This is a genomic window from Bacteroides parvus, assembly GCF_017309675.2.
GTDB lineage: Bacteria > Bacteroidota > Bacteroidia > Bacteroidales > Bacteroidaceae > Bacteroides > Bacteroides uniformis.
Genome location: NZ_CP084680.1, coordinates 2,295,521 through 2,312,972 on the forward strand (window position 1 = coordinate 2,295,521; position 17,452 = coordinate 2,312,972).

General features: G+C 48.1%; 21 protein-coding genes and 1 tRNA gene. 12 read left to right on the forward strand and 10 right to left on the reverse strand.

What is annotated here, in order from left to right; genetic code table 11:
- Positions 1-12 precede the first annotated feature (12 nt).
- Positions 13-696, forward strand: coding sequence for a response regulator transcription factor (locus JXR92_RS09080; RefSeq protein WP_117600672.1), 684 nt, complete (start codon positions 13-15; stop codon positions 694-696).
- Positions 697-753: 57 nt separating this feature from the next.
- A complete protein-coding gene (locus tag JXR92_RS09085) occupies positions 754-1,923 on the forward strand; it encodes a mechanosensitive ion channel family protein (protein WP_138344774.1) in 1,170 nt (389 codons plus the stop codon).
- Here JXR92_RS09085 and JXR92_RS09090 read toward each other — a convergent pair.
- Together JXR92_RS09090 and JXR92_RS09095 are read right to left on the reverse strand one after the other, a co-directional pair.
- Positions 1,920-2,978, reverse strand: a complete 1,059-nt coding sequence (locus JXR92_RS09090) for an endonuclease/exonuclease/phosphatase family protein (RefSeq protein WP_206897498.1) — start codon at positions 2,976-2,978, stop codon at positions 1,920-1,922. The two genes, JXR92_RS09085 and JXR92_RS09090, sit on opposite strands and share 4 nt — an antisense overlap.
- Before the next feature lie 39 nt (positions 2,979-3,017).
- Positions 3,018-4,475, reverse strand: coding sequence for an aminoacyl-histidine dipeptidase (locus JXR92_RS09095; RefSeq protein ID WP_138344776.1), 1,458 nt, complete (start codon positions 4,473-4,475; stop codon positions 3,018-3,020).
- Positions 4,476-4,713: 238 nt separating this feature from the next.
- On the opposite strand from JXR92_RS09095, the gene JXR92_RS09100 reads away from it, so the two are divergent.
- Complete coding sequence (locus JXR92_RS09100; protein ID WP_005835814.1) at positions 4,714-4,947, forward strand: hypothetical protein; 234 nt, start codon at positions 4,714-4,716, stop codon at positions 4,945-4,947.
- A gap of 25 nt (positions 4,948-4,972) precedes the next feature.
- Complete coding sequence (locus JXR92_RS09105; protein ID WP_009036606.1) at positions 4,973-5,575, forward strand: OmpH/Skp family outer membrane protein; 603 nt, start codon at positions 4,973-4,975, stop codon at positions 5,573-5,575.
- A gap of 76 nt (positions 5,576-5,651) precedes the next feature.
- Here JXR92_RS09105 and JXR92_RS09110 read toward each other — a convergent pair whose 3' ends face one another.
- From JXR92_RS09110 to JXR92_RS09125, 4 genes are all read right to left on the reverse strand, one after another.
- Positions 5,652-6,422 (reverse strand): copper homeostasis protein CutC, encoded by a 771-nt coding sequence (locus JXR92_RS09110; RefSeq protein WP_138344778.1) that lies wholly within the window; start codon positions 6,420-6,422, stop codon positions 5,652-5,654.
- An 85-nt stretch (positions 6,423-6,507) separates the two neighbouring features.
- Complete coding sequence (gene rny, locus JXR92_RS09115) at positions 6,508-8,046, reverse strand: ribonuclease Y (RefSeq protein WP_005835816.1); 1,539 nt, start codon at positions 8,044-8,046, stop codon at positions 6,508-6,510.
- Positions 8,047-8,171: 125 nt separating this feature from the next.
- Positions 8,172-8,462: a cell division protein ZapA gene (locus JXR92_RS09120; RefSeq protein WP_117600675.1), complete on the reverse strand. Its 291-nt coding sequence runs from the start codon at positions 8,460-8,462 to the stop codon at positions 8,172-8,174.
- Positions 8,463-8,476: 14 nt separating this feature from the next.
- Positions 8,477-8,791: a hypothetical protein gene (locus JXR92_RS09125; protein ID WP_005835817.1), complete on the reverse strand. Its 315-nt coding sequence runs from the start codon at positions 8,789-8,791 to the stop codon at positions 8,477-8,479.
- A gap of 529 nt (positions 8,792-9,320) precedes the next feature.
- Between JXR92_RS09125 and JXR92_RS09130 the strand changes: the two genes are divergently transcribed.
- The 4 genes from JXR92_RS09130 (at position 9,321) to JXR92_RS09145 (ending at position 11,336) form a co-directional block, all read left to right on the forward strand.
- Positions 9,321-9,695 (forward strand): DUF2141 domain-containing protein, encoded by a 375-nt coding sequence (locus tag JXR92_RS09130; RefSeq protein WP_034525507.1) that lies wholly within the window; start codon positions 9,321-9,323, stop codon positions 9,693-9,695.
- A gap of 12 nt (positions 9,696-9,707) precedes the next feature.
- Positions 9,708-10,292: a hypothetical protein gene (locus tag JXR92_RS09135; RefSeq protein WP_005826414.1), complete on the forward strand. Its 585-nt coding sequence runs from the start codon at positions 9,708-9,710 to the stop codon at positions 10,290-10,292.
- Between the two features lie 16 nt (positions 10,293-10,308).
- Positions 10,309-10,599 carry a winged helix-turn-helix domain-containing protein gene (locus JXR92_RS09140; protein WP_005826416.1) on the forward strand — a complete coding sequence of 97 codons (291 nt, stop codon included), beginning with the start codon at positions 10,309-10,311 and terminating at the stop codon, positions 10,597-10,599.
- 158 nt (positions 10,600-10,757) lie between these two features.
- Positions 10,758-11,336 carry a 5'-methylthioadenosine/S-adenosylhomocysteine nucleosidase family protein gene (locus tag JXR92_RS09145; RefSeq protein WP_117974522.1) on the forward strand — a complete coding sequence of 193 codons (579 nt, stop codon included), beginning with the start codon at positions 10,758-10,760 and terminating at the stop codon, positions 11,334-11,336.
- 4 nt (positions 11,337-11,340) lie between these two features.
- On the opposite strand, the gene JXR92_RS09150 is transcribed toward JXR92_RS09145, so the two are convergent.
- Positions 11,341-11,700, reverse strand: a complete 360-nt coding sequence (locus JXR92_RS09150; RefSeq protein WP_044468343.1) for a YbaN family protein — start codon at positions 11,698-11,700, stop codon at positions 11,341-11,343.
- Positions 11,701-11,735: 35 nt separating this feature from the next.
- Here JXR92_RS09150 and JXR92_RS09155 point away from each other — a divergent pair, with 35 nt between their 5' ends.
- The 4 genes from JXR92_RS09155 to JXR92_RS09170 all read left to right on the forward strand — a co-directional run bounded on the left by JXR92_RS09155 (position 11,736) and on the right by JXR92_RS09170 (position 14,426).
- A complete protein-coding gene (locus JXR92_RS09155; RefSeq protein ID WP_022401645.1) occupies positions 11,736-12,608 on the forward strand; it encodes a pyridoxamine kinase in 873 nt (290 codons plus the stop codon).
- 14 nt (positions 12,609-12,622) lie between these two features.
- Positions 12,623-13,456 (forward strand): phosphodiester glycosidase family protein, encoded by an 834-nt coding sequence (locus JXR92_RS09160; RefSeq protein ID WP_131225957.1) that lies wholly within the window; start codon positions 12,623-12,625, stop codon positions 13,454-13,456.
- Between the two features lie 105 nt (positions 13,457-13,561).
- On the forward strand, positions 13,562-13,894 hold the full coding sequence (gene queD, locus JXR92_RS09165) for a 6-carboxytetrahydropterin synthase QueD (RefSeq protein WP_005826426.1): 333 nt from the start codon (positions 13,562-13,564) through the stop codon (positions 13,892-13,894).
- Entirely contained in the window at positions 13,881-14,426 is a 546-nt protein-coding gene (locus tag JXR92_RS09170) for a 7-carboxy-7-deazaguanine synthase QueE (RefSeq protein ID WP_138344780.1), read from the forward strand. Before queD ends, JXR92_RS09170 begins: the two co-directional genes overlap by 14 nt.
- Before the next feature lie 57 nt (positions 14,427-14,483).
- Here JXR92_RS09170 and JXR92_RS09175 read toward each other — a convergent pair.
- From JXR92_RS09175 to JXR92_RS09185, 3 genes are all read right to left on the reverse strand, one after another.
- Positions 14,484-14,556: transfer RNA gene (locus tag JXR92_RS09175), tRNA-Trp, on the reverse strand.
- Between the two features lie 75 nt (positions 14,557-14,631).
- Positions 14,632-15,207, reverse strand: coding sequence for a uracil-DNA glycosylase family protein (locus JXR92_RS09180; protein ID WP_016273281.1), 576 nt, complete (start codon positions 15,205-15,207; stop codon positions 14,632-14,634).
- Positions 15,208-15,261: 54 nt separating this feature from the next.
- A complete protein-coding gene (locus JXR92_RS09185) occupies positions 15,262-17,358 on the reverse strand; it encodes a KamA family radical SAM protein (RefSeq protein ID WP_119961601.1) in 2,097 nt (698 codons plus the stop codon).
- Positions 17,359-17,452: the final 94 nt, after the last annotated feature.

The following is a 17,452-nucleotide window of genomic DNA, read 5'->3' on the forward strand; positions in this document are numbered from 1 at the left end:
ATAACCAATGATATGAAAGCCTTGAAAATACTTTTTGCCGATGATGATTTGAAATATTCAATGCTGCTGAAGCGCTTTCTTGAGAAGGAAGGCTATGAAGTGACTTATGCCGGAAACGGGAAAATTGCTCTGGAACAATTTCCGCTCATAAAGCCTGATTTGGTATTGCTCGATATCAATATGCCCGGTTACAATGGCTTTGAAGTGGCTGAACGCATCCGCGAGACGGATAAACACGTCCTGATCTTTTTCCTTTCCGACCGTAGCGATAAGGCCGACCGCCTGCAAGGATTCCAACTGAAGGCGAACGATTATCTTGCCAAACCTTTCTATCCGGAAGAGCTGACAGCGCGTATCCGCGAGCGTTTCACTTCGCAGTTGTCCGGCGTGGCGGAGGATGAGATGTATGCTTTCGGCCATTCCGTATTCAATTACAGTACGAACGAGATTCGTACGGGAAATAGTAAGGTGCTGATTACTTCCCGTCAAGCCGATATCCTTCGCTTGCTTGCGCTGAATGTGAATAAGACTGTCAGTCGCGATACGTTGCTGGATGCTGTGTGGGGCACTGCCTCGTATGCCAACTCCCTTGCCTTGAATGTACAGATGTCCTATCTGCGGCGGTCGCTAAAAAACGACCCGAGCGTGAGGATTGAGTCGTTGATGAAAAAAGGGTATATGCTTGCCGTTCTCTGAAAACATCTTTATCTTTGGATTGTTATACAAACAAGACACTTCAAAAAAAGAGAGCTTATGATGAGTTTAGGAGGATGGATGAATAAAGTCCTGATAGGTTGGGGGATAGACCCGAAGTTTGCCGATATGTTTGACGAGACGATTATTGCACTGCTGATGGTGGGGCTTTCGATAGGGCTGGACTATTTGTGCCAGGCAATCTTCGTTGGCGGTATGAAGCATTATACCCGGCGCTCTCCCCATCAATGGAATACGTTGCTGATGAAACGCAGGGTGATACACCATTTGATACATATTCTGCCCGGAATCCTCATTTACTACCTGCTGCCCATGGCCTTTGTGCGTGGAAAGGAGATGCTTGAGTTCTCACAAAAGGTGTGTGCTGTCTATATCATTGTGGCGGTGCTGCTTACTATCAATGGCTTGTTGCTGGTGATGCTCGATGTTTATAACATGAAGGACAAGCAGAAGAACCGTCCGCTGAAAGGCTTTGTGCAGGTATTGCAAGTGCTACTGTTTTTTATCGGAGGTATCATAGTGGTTTCAGTGCTGATAGGCAAGTCTCCTATGACCTTGTTTGCCGGTCTGGGCGCATCTGCGGCTGTACTGATGCTGGTATTTAAGGACAGCATTCTGGGGTTTGTGGCCGGCGTGCAGCTCTCTGCCAACGACATGTTGCGGATAGGGGACTGGATAGCGCTGCCGGGTGGCGTTGCCAATGGAGTTGTAGAGGAGATTACGCTGAACACGGTCAAGATACGCAACTGGGACGAAACCATCTCGACCGTACCGCCGTATACCCTGGTGAACAACTCCTTCCAGAACTGGCGCGGCATGCAGGAAAGTGGCGGGCGACGGGTAAACAAGAATATCTTTCTGGATATGACTACCCTGAAGTTCTGCACTCCGGAAATGCTGGATAATATCCGCAAGGAAGTCCCCTTGATGGCCGACTATCAGCCAGCAGAAGGAGAGGTGCCAACCAATGCACAGCTCTATCGTATCTACATCGAACGTTATTTGTGTAGCTTGCCGGTGGTGAACCAGGAGATGGACTTGATTATCAGCCTGAAGGAACCCACGACGTATGGGGTACCCATTCAGGTATATTTCTTCTCTCGCAACAAGGTATGGAAAGAGTACGAGCGCATTCAGTCCGACATCTTCGACCACTTGCTAGTGATGGTACAGAAGTTTGACTTGAAACTGTATCAGTATTCCGACTAATATATCAACCGGAACTCCGCATATACAGGCAAGTGGTCGCTGTATCCTCCTTGATACTTCATCCCGTAGTAGGTGCGGAAGGGTTGCTGCCCTCCGTATTTCTTGTCTCTTGTCAGTAGGAAGGGCAGGCAGAATACGTCTGTCTTCGCTTTCTCTGTATATAGCGGTGCGTGTTCTTGCAGCAACGTACCTGATACGATGATGTGGTCTAGTAATCCCCATTCTCCTTGATACTTGTAGCTGCCGAAGTGCTTGCGTGTTTTGGCTTTTCCTGCTAGTAGATGGTAAAGTTTTTGTGGACGTAGAGAGTCTTGCAATGTTGACGGTGCTGCTGCCTCCAACACATCCTTTACCGATTTATTCTCCGGATAATCGTTGAAATCCCCTAAAAGGACAATTTGCGGATGTCGGCGTATCGTGTATAGGCTGTCTATGGCATGCTTCACCTTTCGGGCAGCCAGTAGCCGGTAAGGTTCAGACTCTCTTGCCCCTCCCGAACGGGATGGGAAGTGAGCTACCAGTACATCAAGCGTATCCCGGTTCAGCAACAATCCGCTGACGTGAAGAATGTCCCGTGTGGGACGGCTATTCTTCCGGGGCTTGTCTACGGGGAGGCTCTGATAGGAAAGCAGTTTGAAAAGATTACGTTGATACAACAGCGCTACGTCGATGCCGCGTTCGTCGGGAGATTGTGTCATCACATACCGGTAGTCTGCTTCGCGCAAGGCAGAGTAGCGGGTAAGGTCGCGCATCACACTGTCATTCTCCACCTCACACAAGGCAACAAGGGCGGGCGGCGTCCATCCTCCGGTGGCGATGATGACGCGGGCTATATTATCCAGTTTCTTTCTGTATTTAGAGTAATTCCAATGCCGGGTGGCATCCGGCAGGAACTCGTAGTCATTCTTTAGTGTGTCATGTCGGGAGTCGAATAGGTTTTCTACATTGTAGCTTACTATCCGAAACGTGAGGGTATCTCTTCCTTCTTGCCCGTACAGACTGATGTACGGGCAGAGAAGGAAGAGTATAACTCCTATCTTATGGATAACGTTCATACAAACGATTCCCGTTCCCCTTTAAGGAACGCGGGATATTTATTTCACCGGAATGTGCTTCAGTATATCCAGCAGATGGTCCCAGAACTTCTGTACGGTAGGAATCAGCATCCGTTCGTCGGGAGAGTGCACACCCTGCAGGGTAGGTCCGAAGGAAATCATGTCCAGTGCCGGGTATTTGTCAAGGAACAGTCCGCATTCCAAACCTGCATGGATAGCTTTTACCTTGGCATCTACACCGAACAAACGTTTGTAGGACTCAACAGCCACTTCCAGGATTTCTGAATGCGGGTTGGGCTTCCAGCCCGGATATCCGTCGCCGAACGATACGGCTGCTCCACCCATTTCGAATACAGTACGCACCATATTGGCAATGTCTTGTTTGGAGGAGGCGGTAGAGCTGCGCTGGCTGGTCTCGATGCGGATGATATGGCCGGGTTTCATCTTTACGGAGGCCAGATTGGTGGAGGTTTCCACCAGCCCCGGAATGTCTTGGCTCATGGCATACACACCGTGAGGTGCGGCATAGATGGTTTGCAGCAAGCGCTTGGCGGTATCTTTGTCAATGGCTTTGGGACGGGCTGCTTCCGATTCGAGTACGAATTGGAGGTCTGGGTCAACGACGGCATATTCTGCCTCCACTTCGGCGGCAAAGACATTCAAGTCTGTGCGCAGGGCATGCTTGTCGGCATCGGGTATGGCAATTACCGCGTGTGCTTCGCGGGCAATGGCGTTGCGCAGGTTACCACCGTCTATTTCGCAAAGGTACATGTCGTACTTCTGGGATGCCTGGCTCAGGAAGCGGTTCAACAGTTTGTTGGCATTGCCGCGCCCCAGGTGTATGTCGCCGCCGGAGTGTCCACCTTTCAGCCCCTTTACCTGCACTTTGCAGCAGAAATACCCTGTCGGTACGTCCACTTCCCGGTAGGTGAATTCGGCAACGGAATCTATACCTCCTGCACAGCCGATGAAGAGCTCGCCTTCATCCTCGGAATCGAGGTTCAACAGAATGTCTCCGTTCATGAAGCCTTCTTTCAGGGCGAAGGCACCGGTCAGTCCGGTCTCCTCGTCCACGGTGAAGAGGCATTCGATAGGACCGTGCTCGATGCTGTCGTCGGCAAGGATAGCCAGTTCGGTGGCTACACCGATGCCGTTGTCGGCTCCCAAGGTTGTACCTTTGGCTTTCAGCCATTCACCGTCAATTTCGGTTTCGATAGGGTCGGTCAGGAAGTCGTGCTTCACGTCGTTGTTCTTTTCACATACCATGTCGATGTGCGATTGAAGTACGACAGTCTTGCGGTTTTCCATACCCGGAGTAGCGGGTTTCTTTATCAGAACGTTTCCGGCTTCGTCCACCTTCGTTTCCAACTTATGTTTTTCTCCGAATGCTTTTAAGTAAGCAATGATTTTCTCTTCCTTCTTCGAAGGGCGCGGCACTTGGCAGATTTCCTCAAAATAGTGAAATACACCAGCCGGTTTCAAGTCTTTTTTTTCCATAATTATCTGAATTAGCGGCTGCCTTACATGTGTTTATGCAGCCTTCATTATCAATTGTCAAATATCAATTCTCCATTAAATTAACCACTTATTGCTAAATATGGTTAAATTGATTGACTATTTTATTCCCCTTTCTCTTTTTTTAGAGTAAAAAAGGCGAGTTAGTCCAACCAAAGCCCTATATTTGCACCCACAAAAATAGTAAAAACACTATTTTCATGTAACAAAATTAATGGAAATGCTTGATACAATATTGATAACTCTGTTAATAGTTGCTATTTGCATTGTTTTATTGGGTGTGAAGGTCTTTTTTGTGAAAGGCGGGAGATTCCCTAACGGGCATGTCAGTGGCAATAAGGCAATGCGCGATAGAGGTATCGGTTGCGTGCAGTCGCAGGACAGAGAAGCACAACGCAAATCCCGTTTTTCCATTGATGAACTGGAAAAAGCCTTAAACGATAGTATGAACTAATTTTAAAAAACAATATTTATCAATTATGAAGAGATTAAACTACCTCATGAACGGTCTGGCAGCTCTCGCACTGATCGTTTTATTTGCTCAATGTGCCGGCAATACTGATAAACAGACAACAAACGCTCCTGCACAAGCCGGCGGATTATCGGAAATGAAAATTGCTTATGTTGAAATAGATACGCTTTTGGCAAAATACAACTATTGCATAGACTTGAATGAGGCTATGGTGAAGAAGGGCGAGAATGTCCGTCTGACATTGAACCAGAAAGCCAGCGAACTGGAGAAGCAGAAGCAGGAATTCCAGACAAAGTATCAGAACAACGCTTATCTTTCTCAGGAGAGAGCACAGCAGGAATACAACCGCATTGCAAAGTTGGAGCAGGATTTGCAGAACCTGAGCAACAAGCTGCAGTCTGAGCTGATGAGTGAGAATGAAAAGAACAGCCTGCAACTGCGTGATTCTATCAATGCTTTCCTGAAGGAGTACAATAAGACAAAAGGTTACAGCATGATTATCAGCAATACGGGTTTTGACAACCTGCTCTATGCAGACAGTGTCTACAACATCACCCGTGAGATTCTGGATGGTCTGAATGCAAGATACTCTTCTCCGGTGAAGAAATAATATTTATCCTATGATATAAAAAAGGATGTGCTGAAAAGTACATCCTTTTTTTATAGGCCTCTCTCCCGACCCCTCTCTACGGGGGAGGGGCTAGGGGAGAGGCTTTTAATGCTCCGATTGTACGCTTTACCCGCTCCGCAGTAGTGATGGTGTGTGTGTATTCATCAATATGCACCGTTCCTCCCATAGAGACGGCGGAATTATGATAGAGCATGGAACTTTCGATATTTTCCCTGGCGGAGAAATGAAACTCGCGGATACCGGTTTCTCGGGCAATGTGGGCTATGTTGGTTTCATTCACCCCACAGCCTGCCAATAGGATGATTCGGTCTGATGCTTGTTGTTGGAGTTCTTTCAGAAGGGGAATGCCTCGCTCTGCTGTAGGTTGCTGTCCGGAAGTTAGGATGCGGTTGCATCCTAATTCGATAATATCTTCTATCGCTTTTCGTGGATTTCTGCATACATCGAAAGCACGGTGGAAGGTGACGGACATCCCTTGTGAGGCTTCCATAAGCTGCTCCATCAATGGAATGTCTACATCTCCCTCTGCCGTCAAGCAACCGAACACGACTCCGTCAGCGCCTAGACGGCGGGCATTCTCTATGTCTTTCAGCATGATGCGCTGTTCGGTGGAGGAATAAAGAAAATCTCCTCCGCGGGGACGGACAATGATATGCAATTTGGTCTGTTGCAATGCTTCCCGTGCGATGAGGATATCACCGTATGAGGGGGTTGTCCCCCCCTCGGGGATGCCTACGCACAGTTCCACCCGGTCTGCTCCGCCGGCTTGTGCGGCAATACAACTCTCTACGGAGTTGGCGCAAACTTCAAACTGATAATCTTTCATTTTGTAAAGTCATGGTTGTGGTGCAAAAATAAGAAAAGGGTGAATACGAATTCACCCTTTTCTGCATTTATTTTCTTTTCTGATGTTACTTTGCGTAGCTCACTGCACGTGTCTCACGGATAACGGTAATCTTCACCTGACCCGGATAAGTCATTTCGTCCTGAATCTTCTTGGCGATTTCACCGGAAAGGTTCTCCGTCTGCTTGTCGTCAATCTTGTCTGCACCGACAATGACACGCAGCTCACGGCCTGCCTGGATGGCATATGTCTTTGTCACTCCCGGATAGGACATTGCCAGTTGCTCAAGGTCATTCAAGCGCTTGATGTATGCTTCTACAATTTCGCGGCGTGCTCCCGGGCGTGCTCCTGAAATGGCATCGCATACTTGTACGATGGGGGCCAGCAGGCTGGTCATTTCCACTTCGTCGTGGTGGGCACCGATGGCGTTGCAGATGTCTGGCTTTTCCTTGAACTTTTCCGCCAGTTTCATACCATAGAGTGCATGCGGCAATTCCGGTTCCTCATCAGGCACCTTACCTATATCATGCAGCAGTCCGGCACGTTTTGCTTTCTTCGGGTTGAGTCCCAGTTCTGATGCCATCACAGCGCAAAGATTGGCTGTCTCGCGTGCATGCTGCAAAAGGTTCTGGCCGTATGAAGAACGGTATTTCATCTTACCGATAATGCGGATAAGTTCCGGATGCAGGCCGTGGATGCCCAGGTCGATAGTAGTACGTTTACCGGTTTCGATGATTTCCTCTTCTACCTGCTTGCGTACTTTGGCAACTACCTCTTCGATACGTGCCGGGTGGATACGTCCGTCTGTTACCAACTGGTGCAATGCCAGACGTGCAATCTCACGGCGAACCGGGTCGAAAGCTGACAATACGATAGCTTCCGGAGTATCGTCTACCACAATTTCCACACCGGTGGCAGCTTCCAGGGCGCGGATGTTGCGGCCTTCGCGACCGATGATACGTCCCTTGATTTCATCTGATTCGATGTGGAATACGGTTACTGAGTTTTCAATGGCTGTTTCCGTAGCCACACGTTGGATGCTCTGTATCACGATGCGCTTGGCCTCTTTGCTTGCCGTCAGCTTGGCGTCGTCCATGATGTCGTTGATGTAGGACTGGGCTTGCGTTTTGGCTTCTTCCTTCAGGGATTCCACCATGCGCTCTTTGGCTTCTTCGGCAGAAAGTCCGGAAATGGCTTCCAGCTTTTCTATTTCCTGGCGCTGCATGTGCTCCAGTTCTTCTTTCTTCTTGTCTACGATGGACAGTTGGGCTTCCAGATTTTCTTTCACGGCTTCTGCTTCCATCTTCTTGCGCTGGATTTCTTCCTGGCGCTGGTTCAGTACCAATTCACGTTGTTTCAGCTTGTTTTCTGCCTGCTGTATCTTTTGGTTACGTTGGGCCACTTCTTTTTCCAAGTCTGCCTTCTTGTTCAGGAATTTTTCCTTTACTTCCAGCAACTTATTCTTCTTAATCACTTCCGCTTCCGCTTCCGCATCTCTCAGGATACCGTCGTATTTGTTTTTCAGCCCGTGCTTGAAGAACAAGTACGAGGCAAACCCTCCGACAATGAAGCAGGCAATGGATAATACTATTGTAACTACTGTCATTTTATTAATTTGTTTTTAGTATATAAATAAAAAAGCACTGCATAAAAGCTTGCTTTGATGAAGGGCAAACTTTTGTACAGTGCGCGAATTTCTCTCTTTTACCGACCCGACGGAGGGATTGCAGCTTATTGTTCCTTGAAATAGGTCTCCAATACCTCTGTCAGTTCCTTTATTTTGCTGGTATAGGGTTCAGTATCATTACGGTCCTTCAACTGAAGGTTTTCTAAAGCGAACTGATAAGCCACCATGGCTATAATTCTCTCTAGAGACACATTCAGATAATGCTCCCGATACGCATTGAGCCTGATATCTACCTGCTTGGCGGCTTCTCTTACCATTTCCTCGTCCTCACGGTTGATTGTGAGAGGGTAGGAGGCTCCTGCCATCTGCAGGTTTATCTTTATCTTATCGTTCATACATCCTCTTCTCTTTATTCATTCAACAAAGCGATGCATTTATCGACTTCACGCACTAATTTGGACAATCGCAGTTTCGTCTCTTTCACGTCGCTGCCGTTAAGGCTGATTGTCGTAGCTGTTTTTAGGTTCGTGTAGTTAAGTTCCAGTTCCCGGTATTCAGCTTGTACCTTCCCGTATTCCTCCTCTTTGGCTTCAAGAAGTTGCTTTAGCTCAGCATTTTCGCGTTTTAATTCATCGTGCAGATAGATTAAATGCCGCAGTCTGGCTTCAAAGGTACTTAATAGCTTCTTTTCTTCGTCTGTCATCACTACACCAAAATTGTACACAAAAATACAATTTACTTGGAGATTACAAAAACTTTTCGGGGAAAATATGCTGTAGAAGTGCCGAAATAACCGAAGTGGCCTATGAAGTACTGGTTTTGAGGGATTGAAAAAGGGTGGTGGAGGCTGGCTTTTCAAGAGATGTGGATAGGTATGGAACAATTTGCTTTTTAGAAGGATTTTATTTCTTGCTTTTCGAAAGCTTAGTATCTCCGTTACTAAATAGTAATCGTCCGACGCTTGTTTAATTATCGTCCAACAACTGTCGGACGATAATTAAACAGATGTTGGGCGATAATTGAACGGTTGTTGGACGATTACTGTTTAGTAAGGCCGAAATTACTTTTTGCTGTTTTAGGCACTACTCTTTAGGTGCGGTTGGAATAGTATGTAGTAAAGGAAGGAGGAGATGCTAAGAAATAAATAAAATAATTTATATAATAATTTGGTTTATAAAATAAACCTTCTATCTTTGTATCGGAGTTCGAACCCGAAATGTGATTTTGGTATGTATAACTTAAGGAGAATGATTATGAAAACGATTGTTTGTAGAAGTATGGCGGCAGCTCTTCTTTGTGTATTTGCATTGGGGGTGTCTGCGCAAGATGTTCTGAAAGTGAAGGTGATGAACATACCTTCTGCTGTGGGAAAGATAATGATTGCCACTGACAAGGGGCAGTATGGTATGGTAGATGCCAAGGGCACGGAGGCGGTACTGGAACTGAAAGATGTGACAGTGGGTAAATATAAGCTTTATGTCTATCATGATGAAAACAACAATTATCAGTTGGATAGGGAAGACGGAATTCCATCTGAGTATTGCGCGATAGCGGATGTGGAGGTGAGCGCCGACACGAAGCAGGTGGAGATAGCACTTAAGCGGGTATTAAAAGGAAGCAACAAATAAGGCGGCAGGAAAATGGAAGAAAGAAAATTGAATGAGAAAGAGAGTTTAGAACTCATCACTCGGATGATACAGAACACGAAGGACAGAATGGCGGAAAATTCAGGGACACCTTTTTTGCTGTGGGGATATGTAACGGTAATTATCTCGTTGCTGGTTTGGTTTCTATTGAAGGAAACGGGCAATAACAATTGGCAATTCCTATGGTTCCTGCTTCCAGTCATAGCCTTTCCTGCTACGTTGTGGAGTCAGCGGAAGGCTCGGAAAATGTTGAAGACCTACATAGACCGTGTTGTGGATTATGTGTGGACGGTATTTGGACTGGGTGCTTTCTTGGTATCGTGTACCGCCATATTTGTATGGAAGATTCCTATTCTGTTTGTCATTTTGCTGATGATGGGGATGGGAACTGCCCTGACGGGACTGATTGTGAACACGAAAGTGGTTACGATAGGGGGAGTGCTGGGAGCCTTGCTCTCGTTGGGATGTTTCTATATGCCCGGCATAGACCAGATACTGTTTTTTGCATTGGCGTTCGTCTTTATGATGGTGATTCCCGGACATTACATGAACAGTGTGGCGAAGCGTCACAAACAATAAAAGAAGAGGATGATATATGTTTAAAGAACTGAACCCTTTGCTCCATAGCGAACTGCGGCTTGCGGTGATGTCGTTGCTTATTAGTGTCGAGGAGGCGGACTTTGTCTATATCCGCCAGCAGACCAAAGCTACGGCAGGAAACCTGAGCGTGCAGATAGACAAACTCAGCAAGGCGGGATATGTGGAGGTGACAAAGACTTTTAAAGGAAAGATGCCTTGTACGATTTGTAAGATCACTCCGCAAGGAGTAGACGCATTTGAGGAATATGTAGAGTCATTGAAATCTTATCTGGCAGGGAGGTTGTGAGTGTGGGTGACTTTACATTTATGGGGCAAAGATGGAAATCTTCTGAAAAAGGTTTCTATCTTTGCCTTTTTCATGAGAAGGAGGAGGGTGTGTCATCAACCGTTTTGCCACCCTCATGCCGGACAAAATTTAAACAGACTCTAAAAAGATAGAATGATATGAGAATTTTAGTCACTTATGCCGTACAAGGCGAATTTACTGAATTGAAATTTCCCGGACTGATAAGGGAGGAAGAGGTGCAGATAGGCTATCTCCGTACCGGTGTGGGAAAGGTGAAATCGGCTTTTTATCTTTCTGAAGCGATAAGCCATGCGCAACCGGACTTGGTGGTCAATGTAGGTACGGCAGGGACTATCCGTCATCGGGTAGGAGATATTTTCGTATGCCGTCATTTTGTGGACCGTGATATGCAGAAGCTGGTGGAGCTTGGTATGGAGTATGAGATTGATTCAATGGATTTGTTGTCCCAAAAAGGTTATTGTTTACACTGGCCAGCCGGTGGTGTATGCAATACGGGGGATACTTTCTTGACAGAACTCTCGGATGTGTCCGGTGATGTTGTGGATATGGAAGCCTATGCCCAGGCTTTGGTATGCCGTGCCAAGAATGTTCCTTTCATTTCGGTGAAGTACGTGACGGATATTATCGGACAGAACTCCGTGAAACATTGGGAAGACAAGCTTGCCGATGCTCGGAAGGGGTTGGGAGAATTCTTCGAGAAGTTAGGAGGAGTTTAGCACATCATTTCAACGTCTTGAATGACAGTATATGCCAAGTCACCCCCACAGCGACAAGGAACAATACTATCTTTATTTCTGTTAGTGGAATCAGGAAGAAGATGCAGTAAACCATTGTTCCCCACATCAGCAGTAGAGAGATGATTTTAGCACGTAGAGGGATGGCTTTGTTCTCGCGGAAGCTGCGGATATAGGGACCGAGGCATTTGTGGTTCAGCAGCCATTGGTACAGTCTGGGTGAGCCTCTGAAGTAGAGTGCTGCCGTGAGCAGCAGGAAAGGCGTGGTGGGCAGCAACGGCAGGAAGATGCCGATGATGCCGAGTGCCAAAGAAACTGTTCCCAAAATGATGCAGACGGTTTTCATGCGGCAAATGTAGGAAAAATAATAATATAGATAATATGTATGCGAATAAAGTAAAGAAGGTTGTTGCCGTCCACGACTTGTCGGGAGTCGGACGGGTGTCTCTGACGGTGGTCATTCCCATTCTTTCGTCTATGGGTTTCCAGGTGTGTCCGTTGCCTACAGCCGTATTGTCGAGCCATACCCAGTATCCGGAGTTCTCTTTTCTGGACCTGACGGATGAAATGCCGAAGATTATTTCCGAGTGGAAGAAGCTGGAAGTACAGTTTGATGCCTTTTATACCGGCTATCTGGGTTCTCCGCGGCAGATACATATTGTTTCTGACTTTATTGATGACTTCCGCCGCCCGGACGGTCTGGTTGTGGTAGACCCGGTGTTGGGCGATAACGGACGGCTTTATGCGAACTTCCACGAGTCCATGATTGATGAAATGAAACATCTCATCACCAAGGCCGATGTTGTTACTCCCAATTTGACGGAGCTGTTCTATCTGCTGGGTATTCCTTATAAGGAGATGAATACGGATGAGGAATTGAAGTCATACCTTCGTCGGCTTTCCGATTGTGGTCCCGAAGTGGTGATTATTACCAGTGTGCCCGTACGGGATGATAAGCATAAGACGTCCGTGTATGCCTATAACCGGAACGGTAACCGCTACTGGAAGGTTACGTGTCCTTACCTGCCGGCCCATTATCCCGGAACGGGGGATACGTTTACCAGTGTCATCACCGGAGCACTGTTGCAAGGCGACAGCTTGCCCATTGCCCTGGACCGTGCCACGCAGTTCATTCTGCAAGGTATCCGTGCTACTTTCGGATACGAGTACGACAACCGTGAAGGTATACAGCTTGAAAAGGTATTGCATAATCTCGACATGCCGATTCAAATCTGCAGCTATGAATTAATTTAAACCAATCTCATCTTATGAAAAAGAAAATATTCCTGGCAGTGTTTCTCTGTTGCGGCATGTTTGCAGCAATGGCGCAGACTGCTGCCGACTCTCTTGCCATCGTTTCTGCCGACTGGCAGACTGAGCCCCTGCAGAAAGGGATGCTTTATAAAAAGGCAGTATTCAGTTCTTTGTATGGAGTTCCTCAGGAAGTGTCTATTTTTGAAATATCCCCGAAGCGCTACCGTTTCGATGTGCTCGTCCACAATCCCAAAGAGGAGACCAGTGTAGCCGCCCGGCATGCAGGTGCGGTGGCGGCCATCAATGGTTCCTATTTTGACATGAAAGTCGGGAATTCCGTCTGCTATCTGCGTAAGGACGGGGTGGTGATAGATACTACCTCTACCGGGGTTCTGGCAACAGTGTCCAATGGAGCTGTACTCATAAAGAAAGGCAGGCTGGAACTGATTCCCTGGAGCAAGCAGGATGAAAAGGCATGTACTTTGAAAAAAGGCACTGTGCTGGCTTCCGGTCCTTTGATGCTGAAGGACGGGCAAGTGTGCGACTTGTCCGGGACTAACCGGAATTTTGTAGATACCAAGCATCCCCGCAGTGCTGTGGCGCTGACAAGAGAAGGAAAAATCCTGCTTATTGTCGTTGACGGACGTCGGAAGGGAAAAGCGGAAGGTATCAATATACCCGAGCTTGCCCATATGATTCGTATATTGGGCGGGGAGGATGCGTTGAATCTGGACGGCGGTGGTTCTTCTACGCTGTGGAGTGGGGCGTTGCCGGATAAAGGAATAGCCAATACCCCGAGTGGCAGTGCAGAGCGTAAGGTTGCCAATTCTCTTTGTGTGTACGAATAAGTTAGGGAAGTAAATGGATAAATCTTAAGTTTTTTGTAATTTTGCCGTCGCATCGAGGTGACATTAGATGCGGCAACTTATTATATTAATTAGCGTATTAACAATATGTACACAGTCATCAAACGCATGGAAGTGTCGGCTGCCCATAGCCTGAAACTTTCTTATCGCAGCAAGTGTGAGAATCTGCACGGTCACAACTGGATTATCACTGTCTATTGCCGTTCCAAAGAGCTGAATGCGGACGGAATGGTGGTAGACTTCAGTCACATCAAGCAGGTGGTAAAGGAACAGCTGGACCACCATAATCTTAATGAAGTGCTGTCCTTCAATCCCACAGCCGAGAACATAGCCCGTTGGATATGCGACCAGATACCCACTTGCTTCAAGGTAGAGGTGCAGGAGTCGGAATCAAACATTGCCGTCTATGAGGAAGATTAATGAGATATTCTACAGTTTGCAGGGAGAAGGATACCATACGGGTACCGCGGCTGTCTTTATCCGTTTTTCCGGTTGCAACCTGAAGTGCTCCTTCTGTGATACGCAGCATGAGGACGGCATACTGATGTCCGATGAAGATATCGTAACAGAAGTCAGTAAATACCCTGCCGCTACCGTGATATTGACCGGTGGAGAACCCTCCCTTTGGATTGACCGTGAATTTGTGGATTGTCTGCACCAGGCGGGAAAGTATGTCTGCATTGAAACAAACGGTACCCGTCCGCTGCCGGATAATATAGATTGGGTGACCTGTTCTCCCAAGCAGGGGGCAAAGCTGGAAATTACGCGTATGAATGAAGTGAAGGTAGTGTATGAAGGGCAGGATATTACTGTTTATGAGCAGCTGCCCGCCGGGCATTTCTTTCTTCAGCCTTGCTCTTGCAGCAATACGGCCGAAACGGTGGATTGCGTGATGAAGCATCCTAAGTGGAGGCTTAGTTTGCAGACACATAAGCTGATAGATATCCGGTAGGCATTTATAAAACGAATAATGGCTGTAAGCAATACTTACAGCCATTATTCGTTCATGCACGGGAGGAGAGGCTCGAACTCCCGACACCCGGTTTTGGAGACCGGTGCTCTACCAACTGAGCTACTCCCGTGTTTGCGGCTGCAAAGGTAATGCAAACTTTCAAATATGCAAGTAACGGACGTACTTATTTTCTAAAGAAAGTTGCTTACAACATCTGTAAGTCCTGATACATAATGCGATACGCTGCTGCTTTTTTTTCCAGAGCCAGCGGGTAGGCTCTCGAGGAAGAAGGCATCCGGTAGAGGCGCATCGGATGGTTTTCGAAAAGAAACTCCGTGAAGTCGCCTACTTTGGGCTTGTCGATGGAGAACTGCGTGCACAGTGTGTCCGTAGCCTTCTCGCCGGTAGTGACGATAGCCTTGCATTGCGGTATCCGGTGTAGCAGGGCAGGGACGTCCGTGGGTTGCACCACTTCCAGAAACTTATCCGAGGCATTGTCTTGCAGGCGCCGTATGGCAGAGGCTGTGTCGAACAAAGCAATACCCTTTTCCTGCAGGAAACTGATGAGACGTTCTTTGCAGAAAGCCTTCTTCGTTTTGTCTACAAAATAATCCTTGTCATTGAAGAAAAGGAACCCGGTAATCCTCCACATGTCATTGTTCCAGTTGGGGTAGTAAAACTCCATGGACCACCGCTTTTTCTGCGGAGGAAAGCTTCCCAGCATCAGCAGACGGGCGTTGCCGGGAAGGAAGGGTTCTAAAGGGTGTTGTTCTATTTCCATACTTTCCAATTTCATTGTTCTGCCTGCAAAAGTACGGAATATATCTTGGATATGCTATCCTGCAATGTCCTGATTGCTCATTCTGTCGGTGATTTGGAAGGGGAAATCAGGATATTCGTAGAGGCTGAACCGGGATTCCGTCTTGCCTTCCGTATAGTTCCAGATGGTGGCATATTCTTCGGCGTCTTCTCCCATGGCTTGCAGCTGACGGAGGTAGGAGGCTATGGACTTGTTTTCTACGATATATATTTGTCCCAGCTGGTCTATTATAGGGCTGTGGCGCCGGGTGCCGTCATGGTCGAACCGTAGGATGCGCTTGCCTTCGGGGGTGATGCCTACCATGTTGAAGGTCATGCTCTTGCCGATGGCGGGCAGATTGAGTACATTGCGGTCGGTGGCGAGGAAAGGCAGGTGGTGCGTTTTCAGGAAACGCCGGATGCAGGCTGCCGGGTCATGGACGGTTCCAAGCAGTACGGACAGATTATGGGCATCTTCCTTGGTCAGCTTCCCGAAGCGCTTTTCTTCCCGTTGCTCTTGTACGGAACGGCTGTTGGGAGTAAACACGGCATTGTTTTCTTCAAAACCTTTCACGGAGAAGGTGTAGTAGCAAACCACTCCCAACTGATTGAGCACTTGGCGCAGGCGGGTGGTATGCCCCCGGCGGGATGCAGCTACGTTGTATACCAGTTGGTTGTCAATGAGCCAGCCTGCCGCCAGCAGTTTGCGTATTCCTTCGGCAGCTTCCGGAGTGACTTCGAGCGGGGTTTGGAAATGTGTCTGGATAATGAACTGGCGGATGCCGATGGTAGACGCCTTTTCCTTGAATTCCCTTAGAATCTCCACCAGCCCGTCATTGATGCGCATGGGCAGGTAGGCGGGGAGGCGTGAGCCGAGGCGTACGCGTTGCAGCTCTGCATACTTTTCTCCTTCGGGCCGTTCCTGATTGGCTTTCCGCTTGCGGACTGCCATGCGGTAGACGGCATCCAGAATATTGCCCAGCGTCTTGTTTTGGCTCATCAGTGCGTCACCGCCGGTGATGAGAATGTCCCGCAGTTGCGTGTCTTCCTCAAAATAGGCCATCAGCCGACGCAGCTTCTTTTCCCATGTTTCCTTGGGACGCAGGGTGTCAAACTCAAAATTGAGCCGTTTGCTTTGAAAGTCGTACATACGCTGACAAGATGCGCAGAGTCCTCCGCAGGCGCGTCCCATGGTGTCGGGGATGAGGATGGCCACTTCCGGATAACGGCGGTGGATGTTATGCCCGTCGGGCAGCAGCCAGCCGGCGGCATTGGGTTTACCTGGTTCTACGATATCCTCCCGTTCCCAGGCACGTATCTGTCCGTAGGTTTCCACCAGTTGGGGTGAATAGAGTATATAGCTGCGCAGGGCCTCGTCGTCGTATCCGCTGCCGGTGCAGTTCAGCAGTGACAGATAATAGGGGGTGGCGAAGAAAGGCATTCCCTTCTTACGGGCTTTTGAGAGCAGGTACATGGTTTCGGCAGAAAGGGAGTTGCCGAGAAGACGGTTTAGCTCCGTAGGGCTTTTGACGGCCATGGCAAGATGGAAACGGAAGTCATTCCACCATTCGCTGACGAGGTTGAACTTCTCCTCGTAGCTGAGTCCCTCTTCGAAATGGAAGCGGGAAGCCGGGGTCTTGCGGTGCTCAATCTTCTGCACCAGTGCATGCAGGATGCGTTCCTTGTTCTTTGCACGGATATGCTGCACGTCTTCATCCAGTCCGCTGGGCCAGCGTTCGGTCAGGGTTTTGATTTTCTGTGCGGAGGGCAGGGTGGGGGCTGGTTGGTGGAGGCGTTTGAACTGCTGGAACAAGTCGATGAACAGGTCCGTTTCCGTTTCCTCTTCCCATTGTCCCGTGAGGAAGGAATGCAGCATTGATAAAGTTGATATGGGCAGCTGTTCTCCGATGGAGAGCTCGTGTACTTCCTGCCCGTCAAATTCAATCAAGAGTCGAATTTGCTTACCGGCCTCGCTGTCCACTTCCGGATGTCCGGCAATGTACTCCGTCAGGTTGGCCTTGAAGGCTTCCGTATCGTCGCTTTGAACGGCGATGCTGACCAATTCAGGGAGTTCGTGCCGATAAAGTTGTTCCAGTTGTGAGAGAGTGAGTGCAAGCATTTTCTTTTGTTTCATAAGCGGTTGTTTTTTTGAAGTTAATATTTATGATGGTTGACGCGGGGTGCGTCCTTGTGTTCCGTGAGGGGAAAATGATTTCATTTGCTAAAAA

Bases quoted from the DNA above. Each gene is read 5' to 3' on its own strand.
- JXR92_RS09100 (WP_005835814.1), top strand. From the start codon at position 4,714: ATGCTTGATACAATATTGATAACTCTGTTAATAGTTGCTATTTGCATT.
- JXR92_RS09185 (WP_119961601.1), bottom strand. From the start codon at position 17,358: ATGAAACAAAAGAAAATGCTTGCACTCACTCTCTCACAACTGGAACAA.
- JXR92_RS09110 (WP_138344778.1), bottom strand. From the start codon at position 6,422: ATGAAAGATTATCAGTTTGAAGTTTGCGCCAACTCCGTAGAGAGTTGT.
- JXR92_RS09140 (WP_005826416.1), top strand. From the start codon at position 10,309: ATGTTTAAAGAACTGAACCCTTTGCTCCATAGCGAACTGCGGCTTGCG.
- rny (WP_005835816.1), bottom strand. From the start codon at position 8,046: ATGACAGTAGTTACAATAGTATTATCCATTGCCTGCTTCATTGTCGGA.
- JXR92_RS09090 (WP_206897498.1), bottom strand. From the start codon at position 2,978: ATGAACGTTATCCATAAGATAGGAGTTATACTCTTCCTTCTCTGCCCG.
- JXR92_RS09130 (WP_034525507.1), top strand. From the start codon at position 9,321: ATGAAAACGATTGTTTGTAGAAGTATGGCGGCAGCTCTTCTTTGTGTA.
- JXR92_RS09170 (WP_138344780.1), top strand. From the start codon at position 13,881: ATGAGGAAGATTAATGAGATATTCTACAGTTTGCAGGGAGAAGGATAC.
- JXR92_RS09150 (WP_044468343.1), bottom strand. From the start codon at position 11,700: ATGAAAACCGTCTGCATCATTTTGGGAACAGTTTCTTTGGCACTCGGC.
- JXR92_RS09080 (WP_117600672.1), top strand. From the start codon at position 13: ATGAAAGCCTTGAAAATACTTTTTGCCGATGATGATTTGAAATATTCA.
- JXR92_RS09145 (WP_117974522.1), top strand. From the start codon at position 10,758: ATGAGAATTTTAGTCACTTATGCCGTACAAGGCGAATTTACTGAATTG.
- queD (WP_005826426.1), top strand. From the start codon at position 13,562: ATGTACACAGTCATCAAACGCATGGAAGTGTCGGCTGCCCATAGCCTG.
- JXR92_RS09160 (WP_131225957.1), top strand. From the start codon at position 12,623: ATGAAAAAGAAAATATTCCTGGCAGTGTTTCTCTGTTGCGGCATGTTT.
- JXR92_RS09155 (WP_022401645.1), top strand. From the start codon at position 11,736: ATGTATGCGAATAAAGTAAAGAAGGTTGTTGCCGTCCACGACTTGTCG.
- JXR92_RS09180 (WP_016273281.1), bottom strand. From the start codon at position 15,207: ATGGAAATAGAACAACACCCTTTAGAACCCTTCCTTCCCGGCAACGCC.
- JXR92_RS09135 (WP_005826414.1), top strand. From the start codon at position 9,708: ATGGAAGAAAGAAAATTGAATGAGAAAGAGAGTTTAGAACTCATCACT.
- JXR92_RS09095 (WP_138344776.1), bottom strand. From the start codon at position 4,475: ATGGAAAAAAAAGACTTGAAACCGGCTGGTGTATTTCACTATTTTGAG.
- JXR92_RS09085 (WP_138344774.1), top strand. From the start codon at position 754: ATGATGAGTTTAGGAGGATGGATGAATAAAGTCCTGATAGGTTGGGGG.
- JXR92_RS09105 (WP_009036606.1), top strand. From the start codon at position 4,973: ATGAAGAGATTAAACTACCTCATGAACGGTCTGGCAGCTCTCGCACTG.
- JXR92_RS09120 (WP_117600675.1), bottom strand. From the start codon at position 8,462: ATGAACGATAAGATAAAGATAAACCTGCAGATGGCAGGAGCCTCCTAC.